The following is an 11,420-nucleotide window of genomic DNA, read 5'->3' as shown; positions in this document are numbered from 1 at the left end:
GGGGGCCCACCCATGTCGATGGGGCCAGGTCGCCCCCGACCCGGGGGGGCGCCCCCCCCCCGGGGGGCGCCAACGCCGTTTGTGTGAGCGGAGACGGCGAGGCTCGACCAACGAGCAGAGCTCTCCTACCCTGGGACCAGGAGGTGGATCCGTGACTGCGACAGCATTCGACGTCGTCGTGATCGGCGGCGGGATCGCCGGAGTGTCCATCGGCTACGAGTTGGCCGCGGACCGGCGAGTCTGTCTCGTCGAGCAGGAGGGCACGCTCGCGTTCCACACGACGGGGCGGTCGGCCGCCCTCTACCTCGAGACGTTCGGCAACGCGACGGTGCGGGCGCTCACCGGTGCGAGCCGCGCGTTCCTCACCGACCCGTCCGAAGAGTTCGACAGGCCGATCCTCACCCCACGGCCTTACCTCGTCTTCGCCCGAGAAGGGCGCGGCGATGCCCTCACCGCATTCCGTGACGAGGTTCGTCGGCAAGCTCCGGCCGTCGAGATGTTGTCGGTCGACGATGCGGCCGCGCTCGTGCCGTACCTTCGGCGCGACGCGATCGAGTCCGCGCTGATCGACCCGACGGCCATGGACATCGACGTCCACGCCCTGCACCAGGGGTATGTCCGCGGACTCCGACGACGCGGAGGCGAGATCCGCACTCGTGCCACAGCGACCGCCCTCGAGCGGGCGAACGGGACGTGGACGGTCACTCTCCCAGACGGCGACACCGTGAGCGCAGCGGTCGTCGTCGACGCCGCCGGAGCGTGGGCCGACGCCGTCGCCGACCTCGCAGGCGCCGCCCCGGCCGGTTTGAGCCCCAAGATCCGGACGATCTTCGGCGTCGACGCACCCGACTCATTGACGACGTCGACGCTGCCCGTGGTCGACGACCTCGACGCCGCTTTCTACATCAGGCCCGAGGCCAACGGCCTGTTGTGTTCGCCAGCGGACGAGACTCCGAGCCACCCGCACGATGTCCGGCCGGCAGACCTGGAGATCGCCCGCGCCATCGAGTCGATCAACGAGGTCACCGACCTGAACCTTCGGCACGTCCGCTCCTCGTGGGCGGGCCTGCGCACCTTCGCCCCCGACCGCTCGCCGGTCGTCGGCTTCGATCCAGGCGTCGACGGCTTCTTCTGGTTCGCAGGCCAAGGCGGCTACGGCATCCAGATGGCCGACGGCCTGGCCCGGGCCGGAGCCGCGATCTTCCGCGGAGTCGAGCTGCCCGCCGAGGTCGTCGCTGGCGGGGTGCAGGCCGACGACGTCGCGCCAGACCGCTTCTGACCGGGTCGGCGGCGCGCGACGGCGCTACCGCTTCCGGTCGACGTTCGCCATCTTGAGGACGTCGAGGCGCCGGTCCAGTTCCTCTTCGGACAGCTTGTCGCCGATGAGACCCCTATCGATCACCGTCTGGCGGATCGTCGTGCCGTCGCGCAACGCCTGCTTGGCGACGGCTGCTGCCTCTTCGTAGCCGATGGCCGAGTTCAGCGGCGTCACGATCGAGGGGGACGACTCCGCGAGAGTCCGCAGCCTCTCCTCGTGCGCCTGCAGCCCGTCGATGCACCGGTCGGCGAACAGCCGCGACACGTTCGCGAGCAGCTTCACCGATTCGAGGACGTTACGGGCCATCATCGGGATGTAGACGTTCAGCTCGAACGCGCCGTTGCCGCCGCCCCAGGTGACGGCGGCGTCGTTGCCGATGACCTGGGCCGCCACCTGCGTGACCGCCTCGGGCAGAACGGGATTCACCTTGCCCGGCATGATCGAACTACCCGGCTGCAGATCCGGGAGAGCGATCTCGCCGAGCCCGGTCAGCGGCCCCGACCCCATCCAGCGGACGTCGTTGGCGATCTTGGTGAGCGACACGGCGATCGTCTTCAACTGCCCGGACAACTCGACGAGACCGTCGCGCGCAGCCTGCGCCTCGAAGTTGTCGGTGGCGAGACTGAGTTGGTCCACCCCGGTCAGCGCGACGAGCTCGGCGACGACGCGCGTGCCGAAACCCTCCGGCGCGTTGAGTCCTGTACCGACCGCGGTCCCACCGATCGGGAGCTCACCGACGCGCGGGAGCGTCGACTGCAGACGTTCGACGCCGGCCTGAACCTGGCGCGCGTACCCGCCGAATTCCTGCCCGAGGGTCACAGGAACCGCATCCATCAAATGCGTGCGGCCCGACTTCACGACCGATGCCCACTCGGTGGACTTCGCCGCGAGCGTCTCGTGCAGACGCTCCAACGACGGGACGAGCTCGCGGACGACGGCCTCCGTGGCGGCGACGTGCGTCGCCGTCGGGAACGTGTCGTTGGAGCTCTGTGACATGTTCACGTCGTCATTCGGGTGAACGGGGACGCCTGCCTTCTCCGCGATCGACGCGATCACCTCGTTGGCATTCATGTTCGAACTCGTGCCCGAACCGGTCTGGAACACATCGATCGGGAACTGGTCGTCGTGCTCGCCTTCGGCGATCTCGCGCGCCGCCGAGACGATCGCGTCGGCCTTCTCCGGGTCGAGCAGCCCGAGATCCTTGTTGACCGTGGCGGTGGCCGCCTTCAGCAGTCCCAGCGCACGGATCTGAGTCCGCTCGAGCGGACGGAAGCTGATCGGGAAGTTCTCGACGGCGCGCTGGGTCTGCGCCCGCCATAGCGCGGCCGCGGGCACCCGCACCTCGCCCATCGTGTCGTGTTCGATCCGATACTCGATGTCAGCGTTGTCAGCCATAGTCAGTGCAACCTCTCGTGCGGGGTTCGTGTTCCCGGCGGCAGAAACGCTAGGCCTTCATCGCGACGCCGTGGCGCCAGTAACCCATGAAAGCGACTTGGGACCGGGCGATACCGACCTCTTTCACGAGGTGGCGGCGCAGACCGGTGACGACCTTGCTCTCGCCTGCGATCCAGTAGTAGCGGTCGGCGGGGGCCGGGTCCGGAGCGATCTCTTCGCCCAGGTTGGAGTAGATCGGCGTCTCCCACACCATCGGTTCGTCGGGGTCGTCGTCGACTCCCGAGACGTCCGCTACCGGCTCGGACGACCCGAGATGGTCCAGGACCGCCGGCCGCAGGCGCGCACCGTGGTCCGCGCCGTCGCGGGCCAGCCAGTGGACGCTGACGCCCGCGGGAGCAGCGAACGGCAGCACGTCGTCGCCCGTCGGAATCTCGATGAAGGCCGTGCCCCGCAGGTCGGCAGGCGCATCTTCGAGGATCCGCGCGATCGCAGGCGCTGCCGTCTCGTCACCTGCCAACAGCACCGACTCCGCCGTACCGGGCGCGTACTCCAAGCCGCCGCCGTCGAACCGGCCGCGTCCCGGCGCGACGACCAACACTTCGTCGCCTTCGCGTGCCTGCGCCGCCCACGACGACGCGGGGCCGGTGGCGCCCGGCACCATGTGCAGAACGAAGTCGACGACGAGTTCGGTCGCTCCGCCGTCGCCGACTCGCACGTCGCGGATCGAGTACGTGCGGATCGCGCCGCGATCGGCCTCCGGGATCGCCGTCCACCGCTGGTACCAGTCGTCTCCTGCCGCGAGCTCGGGAAGAGTCCCGGACGCAGGCGGGAAGATCACCTTGATCCGCTGGTCGAACGTGTGGCCCGGATTGCCGATTCGGTCGACGTCCTCGCCGACGAACGTGATGCGCACGAAGTTCGGCGAGACCGGTTCGACGAGCGACACTCTCGCGCGCCCCAGCACGTACGGGTTCTTCTCGACGACGGCCTGACTGTCAACGGACATGGTGCCTCCCTATCGGCATGACGGCGGGTCTCCCGGACACGGGATCCAGGAGAATCTGACTCTTGAGACCGAACACCTCGTCGACGAGGTCGGCGGTCATAACCTCCTCTGGTGTTCCGGTCGCGTGGATACTGCCGTCCCGCATCGCGACCAGGCGGTCCGAGTAGCGGGCGGCGAGGTTGAGGTCGTGCAACACCATCACGATCGTGGTGCCGCGCCGTTCGCGGAGATCGGTCAGCAGATCGAGGACCTCCACTTGGTGGGCGAGATCCAGGAACGTCGTCGGCTCGTCGAGCAGGAGGATGTCCGTCTCCTGGGCAAGCGCCATCGCAATCCACACGCGTTGCCGTTGGCCGCCCGACAATTCGTCGACCGAGCGGTCGGCGAGGTCGGCGGTCCCGGTCGCGTCCAACGCATCGGCGACGGCCTCGTAGTCGTGCGTGTTCCACGGCGCGAGGATCTTCTGGTGTGGGTGGCGCCCACGGCCGACCAGGTCGGACACGATGATGCCGTCGGGCGCGACGGGACTCTGCGGCAACAGTCCGAGGATCCGCGCCACATCGCGGGAACGACGCGACGAGATGTCCTGGCCGTCGAGCACCACCTGCCCCGACGACGGCGACAGCAGACGAGCCAGGGCCCGCAGGAGCGTCGACTTTCCGCATCCGTTGGCGCCGACGACCGAGGTGATCTGCCCTTGAGTCACCTGCAGATCGAGTCCGTCGACGACTACTCGATCGCCGTACGCGAGCCGAACCTTCTCGGCCGACAGCTGATGGTGGACGGTCACAGGGTGCCTCCCGACCGGTTGACGCGAATGAGGAGATAGATGAGGAAGGGCGCGCCGAGCACACCCGTCACAACGCCGACCGGATACCGGTGCGGCAACGCGAACTGTGCGACGAGGTCCGCACAGGAGACCAGCAGCGCGCCGACCAAGCCTGCCGGGAGGAGCATCGAACCGCCTGCGCGCGTGAACAACCGCATCGCGATGGGGCCGGACATGAAGGCGACGAACGAGATCGGACCGGTGCCCGCGGTCGCGAATCCCAACAGGATCACCGCGCCGACGATGACGAGCACACGAGTCCCTTCGACGCGCACCCCCATGCCGGCCGCCGCATCGTCGCCGAGGCTCAGCATGTTCATGTCCCGCGAGCGCGTCAGCATGATCGGCGCGACGACCGCCACGACCACCGCGAGGGGCGTCACCTTGCCCCAATCGGGTTCGGCGAGCGACCCGGTGATCCAGAGGAGCGCGTTCGCGATGTCCCAGTCCGCGGCTCGGGCGAGAACGTACGAGACCACGCTGCTGAGCATCGCCGCGATGCCGATACCGATCAGAATCAAACGCGTCGCGGAGAAACCACTGTTCATCGACAGCCCGTACACGGCCGCGGCGGCCACCAGTGCGCCGAGGAGCGCGACGACGGACACCGACGTACCGGTCAGGCCGAAGATCACGATCGCCACCACGGCGGCGGCCGACGCTCCCCAGGAGATTCCGATGATGTCGGGCGACGCCAACGGATTGCGCAGCAGAGTCTGAAAGGTCACGCCCGCGAAACCGAACGCGAACCCGGACAGGACGGCCATGCAGGCGCGCGGCAGCCGCAGCTCACCGACGGTGAACGACCCGCCCGACACCGGTCGGCCGAGGATCACGTCGATGACGTCGCCGAGCGGGTAGAACCTCTGTCCCACCATCAGCGACACGAAGAACACGATGACGACGAGTGCGATCAGCGCCGCCAGCAGCAGCGCGCGACGACGCGAGCGGGCACGCCGCCCGGCCTTCACGACCTCGACCGTGGTCACAGCTCACGCACCTTCTGCCGACGGACGATCCAGATGAACAGCGGAGCACCGATGATCGCAGTCACCACGCCGACGTCGACCTCTTCGGGTCGGACCACGAGTCGTCCGACGACGTCAGAGGCCACGAGGAGCGACGCCCCGACCAGGGCGGAGAACGGCAGCAGCCACCGGTGGTCGGTGCCGATCAGCGCGCGGCACGCGTGCGGGACGAGCAGACCGACGAACGCGATCGGGCCCGCGACCGCGGTCGACGCACCGGCGAGCACGACGGCCGCGACCCCGGTCAGGATGCGGGTGCGGCCGACGTTCTCGCCGAGTCCGGTCGCCACGTCGTCGCCGAGAGCCAATGAGTTCATGCCGCGAGCGCACGCGAACGCCAGCAGAGCGCCGACCGCGAGTACCGGGGAGAGCACGGCGATCCGATCCCAGTCCGCACCGCCGACGCCGCCGACCTGCCAGTGTTGGAAGCGCGTCATGACGTCGACTCGCGGCAACAGCACCGCGCTGATCAGGCAGGTGAACGCGGCGGCCGTCGCCGCACCGGACAACGCGAGCTTGAGGGGCGTCGCACCGCCGCGCCCCATCGAGCCGACGGCGTAGACGAACACCGCTGCGACCGCGGCGCCCGCGATGGCCACCGCGATGTACGAATACGGGTCGGTCATGCCGAAGAAGACGATGCCGCACACGACGGCCAACGAAGCGCCGCCCGACACCCCGAGGATGCCGGGGTCGGCGACGGGATTGCGGGTCACCGCCTGCATGCCCGCACCCGACATCGCCAATGCGGCTCCCACGACCATCGCCAGGACCGTGCGAGGGATCCGCTTCTCGACCGCTGCGGCCCCGAACGTGTCGGCGTCGCCGAACAATGCGTCGGTGAGGTCGCCGAACGCGACGTCGCGGGCGCCGAACGCGAGCGACACGCAGAACAGCGCGACGAGCACGACGGCGCCCACGAGGAGCCACCCGATCGGTCCGGCCGCCGCGGCCCGTCGGGTCACAATGTCCCGTCGGTTCCCGCTGTCCGGTCGGACTCCAGTGGTCTCTGGAATCAAGGAGCTATCGCTGCGCCGAGAATGTCCATGTACTTGCCGATGCCCCACGGGATCGAGAGCGGAGTCGGGTTCGACGACGCGGCGAGCGGCGTGTCTTGCTGCAGAATCGCGACGTGGCCTGCCTTGACCGCCGGGATCTTGCCGAGGAGCGGATCAGCCTGGAGCCGGGACAGAGTGTTCTCGTCGCCGTAGGTGACGATGAGGCCGACGTCGTTGAACTGGTCGGCCTTCTCGGCGCTGACCTCGGTGTAGAATTCGGTGGATTCGGCGGAGTTCTTCTCGACGGCCGACGGGACCGGCAGGCCCGCGTCGCGCAGGAACGCGGCGCGCGGGTCGTGGGTGTTGTAGAAGCCGATCTTGCTGGTATCCGTCGGATCGAGGAACGCGAACATCGTCTTGGTGTTCTTCAGACCGGGATGCTTGGCGACAGCGGCGTCCACCTGCCCGGTGAGGTCCTCGACCAGCTTGCGACCGTCGTCTTCGCGGCCGATCGCCTTCGAGTCGAGCGTCACCATGTCCTGCCAGGTGGTCCCCCACGGGGTCTTCGGGTAGGCGACGACGGGAGCGATCTTCTCGAGCTTGTCGTACTGCTCCTGGGTGAGCCCCGAGTACGCAGCGAGGATGACGTCCGGCGCCGAGTTGCCGACGGCCTCGTAGTCGATCGCGTCGGTCTCGTCGAACAGTTCGGGCTTGTCGCCGCCGAGTTCGGTCAGTTTGTCGTCGACCCACGGCAGGATGCCGTCGCCGTTGTCGTCGCCCCACGTTGCCTTGGCCATGCCGACCGGCACGACTCCGAGGGCGAGCGGCACCTCGTGGTTGGCCCAGCCGACGGTCGCCACGCGCTCGGGCTGAGCCTCGATCGTCGTCGTTCCGAGCGCATGCTCGATGGTGATCGGGAAGCCTTCGCCGCCCGCGGCACCGGACCCGCCGTCGTCTGAACTGGAGCATGCCGTGGCTGTGACGGCAATGGCTGCCGCGCACGCGAGCGACAGGAATCGGGACTTTCTCATCGCTGAGCGCCTTTCGGAAGGAGAAACCTCCCCTATATATGGGTAGGCTCACGTAACTTACCAACCCCGGTGCCGGCCCACACGATCGCCCTCAAAATCGCCGGTCATCGTTGTATGGTCCAACTCGAACGAAGCCTCAGCTCGTCCGACGATGGGTCACCACCGATGATGAAATTCCTGCAGAATCTCGGCAAGTCGATCATGCTGCCGGTCGCGGTCCTTCCGGTCGCCGCGATCCTCGTCGGCATAGCCAACTGGATCATCGGCATCAACGACGACCAGACCAACGTCGTCACGTCGTTCCTCCAGACCGCAGGCCTGGCGATCCTCGACAACATGGCGCTGCTGTTCGCAGTCGGTGTCTCGATCGGCATGGCGCGTAAGTCCGACGGCACGTCGGCGCTGGCAGGCCTCGTGTCCTGGCTGGTCATCACCAGTCTGCTCGCGCCGTCATCGGTGATGACGCTGCTGTCCCGCGACTACACGACCGCCCCGCTCGAGGACGGAACCACCCTCACCGACGGCCAGCAGATCGTCCAAGACCACGGGCAGTGGGTGATCTCCTCCCCCGATGTCAACGCCGCGTTCGCACCAGGGTCGTTCCAGAACGCGTTCATCGGCATCCTGTGCGGCATCATCGGCGCCGCCTGTTACAACCGGTTCAAATCGGTCCAGTTGCCCGACGCACTCTCCTTCTTCTCCGGCCGACGCTCGGTCGCCATCGTCACGGCGGGCGTCTCGCTCATCGTCGGACTCGTCCTGCTGTTCCTGTGGCCGCTCATTTACAGCGGCCTCGTCTGGTTCGGTGAGCACATCGTCGATCTCGGAGCCGTCGGCACCGGCCTCTACGGCTTCTTCAACCGACTCCTCATTCCGTTCGGTCTGCACCACGCGCTCAACTCGGTGTTCTGGTTCGACGTCGCAGGCATCAACGACCTCAACAACTTCCTCGCGGGCGACGGCGAGTTCGGCGTCACCGGCCAGTACATGACCGGATTCTTCCCCGTCATGATGTTCGGTCTGCCCGGCGCGGCCCTCGCGATGTACGTGACCGCGAAGACCAAGCGCAAGAAGATCGCCTACGGCATCCTGCTGTCCGGCGCGGTGTCGTCGTTCTTCGTCGGCGTCACCGAGCCGCTCGAGTTCGCGTTCATGTTCCTGGCGCCTCCGCTGTATCTGATCCACGCCCTCTTCATGGGTATCTCGATGGCGGTCAGCTCCCTGCTCCCGGTCCGGATGGGCTTCGGTTTCTCCGGCGGCTTCGTCGACCTCATGCTCAACTGGACGAACCCGTTGGCCGAGAACCCGTGGATCATCTTCGTGATGGGCGCGTTCTGGTTCGTCGTCTACTTCTTCGTCTTCCGCTGGGTGATCCTGAAGTTCCGGCTCAAGACCCCCGGCCGCGAAGACGACGATCCGGAGGACGTCGATCCGGACGAGGACGGAGCGGGATCGGCCGGCTACGTCGGCACCGCCGTCAAGTTCATCGACGCCCTCGGCGGGAAGAGCAACATCACCGAGCTCGACAACTGCGCCACCCGTCTGCGCATGGAGGTGGCCGACACGTCCGTCGTCGACGAGCCCGCCCTCAAACGCGCCGGGGCCGCGGGCACGATCAGACCCGGCGGCAAGTCGGTCCAGGTGATCTACGGCCTCAACGTGCAGTTCGTGAAGGACGCCATGGAGAAGGTCATGGCCGGCGAAGTCGACGCACCCGACGCCGACGAAGTGCCCGACGTCGTACCGGACGCCGACGAGTCGTCCGCATCGGTCGCGACGTTGGAGAAGACGACGAAGACGCTCGTCCTGCACCGCCCGATCCCCGGCTACGCGATCGCACTCTCCGAGGTGCCGGACAAGACGTTCTCGTCCGGGATGATGGGTCCGGGCGCCGCCGTCGTACCCACCGCGGGAGAGGTGACCGCGCCCGCCGACGCGACTGTCGTCACCGTGTTCCCCACCGGCCACGCCATCGGCCTGCGCCTGCAGGACGGCACCGAAGTACTCGTCCACGTGGGACTCGACACCGTCAAGATGAAGGGCGAGGGCTTCGAGCCGCTCGTCGCCGCGGGCGACACCGTGACCAAAGGCCAGCCGATACTCCGCGTCGACCTCGAGAAGATCGAAGCGGCAGGCTATTCGACGGTGACGCCGGTGATCGTGATGAACGACAAGTCGGCGGTCGTCGAACTGAGCTGACCATTTCATCTGCCTTAAGCGGGTCGGTACCGTTGACCGCATGTATGTGAAGGTCTGCGGGCTCACCGATCCGGCGACGGTCGACGTCGCCGTCGACGCGGGGGCCGACGCGATCGGCGTGGTGATGAACCAGACGAGTTCGCGGGCCGTCGCCGCCGACGTCGCGCGCACGATCGTCGACCGCGCTGCAGGCCGTGTGGACACGGTCCTCGTCGTCAACGACATGCCTGCCGTCGACGCGGCCCGCATCGCCGCCGACCTCGGTTTCTCGGTGTTGCAGTTGCACGGGTCGTACACGGCGGACGACTTCACCGCGGCCTCCGCGGTGTTCGCCCGACTGTGGCGCGCGACATCGCTCGCGAACGACCCGCCGCTGCAGGTCGGCGCGTACGGCGAGGAGAATCTCCTCCTCGACGCGCCGCGGCCGGGCTCGGGCGAACGGTGGGACCTGTCGGTCCTCGCCGACCTGGGCGTGTGCGGCCGCTGGCTCCTCGCGGGCGGTCTCTCCCCGACCAATGTCGCGGACGCGGTCGGCCAGGTGCGTCCGTGGGGCGTCGACGTCTCCAGCGGCGTGGAGTCCTCGCCAGGCGTGAAAGACCACGCAAAGGTCCGCGCGTTCGTCGAAGCGGCGCGTCGCGCGGGCACAAGTCTCACGTAGAGCGCCGGTCACCCCGTTTTCCGGGGGCGAATGGCCGTATACGTGAGAGTTGTGCCGAAAATCGGAAAACCAATCCACTGACTCCACTTCCAGTAGACGATTTTCGTCATGGACACGGGGGTCTATCGGTGGGGATATCTGTTGAAACGTGCGCCTCAGATCGAACTGCGGCACGCCGTCGCGGACGGGACGCTGATCCGTCTCAGACGGGGTTGGTATTCGATCGCGTCGGCTGACAGGCAGGTGGAGCACGCGGTCCGATCCGGAGGCGTCCTCTCCTGCGCGTCGGCACTCCGACTCCACAGCGTCTGGGTGCCGAGAAGCGACCGAGTGCATATTCGCGGGAACGACGGCGCTGCCCGCTCACACCCGGGGTGGTGCCGCCAGAGCGGACGCCAGCCGCCCGAGTTCGAAGCGGTCGACGACCTGCTCACGGCCCTCCGGCATGCCGCGCAGTGTCTGCCGCCCGAAGACTTCATCGTCGTCTGCGACTCAATCATCAACCTCGGACTGATGACGCACTCCGATCTGACGGCCGAGTTCGCGGGCCGGAGCCGGTTCGCCGACCGAGTATTGAGCAAGATCGACGGCAGAGCAGAGTCGGGCATCGAGACCATGGTGCGACTGCGCCTGAAGTCGGCACGCATACCCGCCAACCCCCAGGTGAACATTCCGATGGTCGGGCGGGTGGACTTCCTCGTCGGCACCTCGCTGATCATCGAGGTCGACGGCGCCGAGTTCCACCAGAACAGGGACGCGTACGAGAACGACCGACTCCGTGACCTGCAAGCGCACGCGTTCGGCTATCACCCGGTGCGCCTGACCTACGAACAAGTGGTCTATCAGTGGCACGCCGTCTTTCCGCTGATCGTCGAGCTGATCCGACGCGGCGAGCACATGCGGCGAGTCGAGGTGTCACCGCTGGACACAACTCTCACGTAGAGCGACAACAGCGATG

General features: G+C 67.5%; 10 protein-coding genes. 4 read left to right on the top strand and 6 right to left on the bottom strand.

Annotated elements, in window-relative coordinates; genetic code table 11:
• Positions 1-151 precede the first annotated feature (151 nt).
• Positions 152-1,279 (top strand): NAD(P)/FAD-dependent oxidoreductase, encoded by a 1,128-nt coding sequence (locus tag L5G32_RS17600; RefSeq protein WP_237012383.1) that lies wholly within the window; start codon positions 152-154, stop codon positions 1,277-1,279.
• A gap of 24 nt (positions 1,280-1,303) precedes the next feature.
• Here the strand turns inward: L5G32_RS17600 and L5G32_RS17595 are convergent, their stop codons facing one another.
• The 6 genes from L5G32_RS17595 to L5G32_RS17570 are packed head-to-tail and all read right to left on the bottom strand — an operon-like array spanning position 1,304 to position 7,605.
• A complete protein-coding gene (locus tag L5G32_RS17595) occupies positions 1,304-2,713 on the bottom strand; it encodes a class II fumarate hydratase (RefSeq protein ID WP_237012382.1) in 1,410 nt (469 codons plus the stop codon).
• Positions 2,714-2,762: 49 nt separating this feature from the next.
• Positions 2,763-3,719, bottom strand: coding sequence for a siderophore-interacting protein (locus tag L5G32_RS17590; protein WP_237012381.1), 957 nt, complete (start codon positions 3,717-3,719; stop codon positions 2,763-2,765).
• Positions 3,709-4,509, bottom strand: coding sequence for an ABC transporter ATP-binding protein (locus tag L5G32_RS17585; protein ID WP_237012380.1), 801 nt, complete (start codon positions 4,507-4,509; stop codon positions 3,709-3,711). The genes L5G32_RS17590 and L5G32_RS17585 overlap by 11 nt, the downstream gene beginning before the upstream one ends.
• Positions 4,506-5,537: a FecCD family ABC transporter permease gene (locus tag L5G32_RS17580; protein WP_237012379.1), complete on the bottom strand. Its 1,032-nt coding sequence runs from the start codon at positions 5,535-5,537 to the stop codon at positions 4,506-4,508. The genes L5G32_RS17585 and L5G32_RS17580 overlap by 4 nt, the downstream gene beginning before the upstream one ends.
• On the bottom strand, positions 5,534-6,541 hold the full coding sequence (locus L5G32_RS17575; protein ID WP_237012378.1) for a FecCD family ABC transporter permease: 1,008 nt from the start codon (positions 6,539-6,541) through the stop codon (positions 5,534-5,536). The genes L5G32_RS17580 and L5G32_RS17575 overlap by 4 nt, the downstream gene beginning before the upstream one ends.
• A 50-nt stretch (positions 6,542-6,591) precedes the next feature.
• The gene (locus L5G32_RS17570; RefSeq protein ID WP_237012377.1) at positions 6,592-7,605 is read right to left on the bottom strand and encodes an iron-siderophore ABC transporter substrate-binding protein; all 1,014 of its coding nucleotides are present in this window, start codon (positions 7,603-7,605) and stop codon (positions 6,592-6,594) included.
• A 165-nt stretch (positions 7,606-7,770) separates the two neighbouring features.
• Between L5G32_RS17570 and L5G32_RS17565 the strand changes: the two genes are divergently transcribed.
• The 3 genes from L5G32_RS17565 to L5G32_RS17555 all read left to right on the top strand — a co-directional run bounded on the left by L5G32_RS17565 (position 7,771) and on the right by L5G32_RS17555 (position 11,404).
• A complete protein-coding gene (locus L5G32_RS17565) occupies positions 7,771-9,804 on the top strand; it encodes a PTS sugar transporter subunit IIABC (RefSeq protein WP_237012376.1) in 2,034 nt (677 codons plus the stop codon).
• Positions 9,805-9,844: 40 nt separating this feature from the next.
• Positions 9,845-10,462, top strand: coding sequence for a phosphoribosylanthranilate isomerase (locus L5G32_RS17560; protein ID WP_237012375.1), 618 nt, complete (start codon positions 9,845-9,847; stop codon positions 10,460-10,462).
• Between the two features lie 108 nt (positions 10,463-10,570).
• Positions 10,571-11,404, top strand: coding sequence for a DUF559 domain-containing protein (locus L5G32_RS17555; protein ID WP_237012374.1), 834 nt, complete (start codon positions 10,571-10,573; stop codon positions 11,402-11,404).
• Positions 11,405-11,420: the final 16 nt, after the last annotated feature.

Source organism: Gordonia zhenghanii (assembly GCF_021738965.1).
GTDB lineage: Bacteria > Actinomycetota > Actinomycetes > Mycobacteriales > Mycobacteriaceae > Gordonia > Gordonia zhenghanii.
Note: the sequence above shows the minus strand (reverse complement) of the source record. Positions and strands in the feature narration are given on the sequence as shown.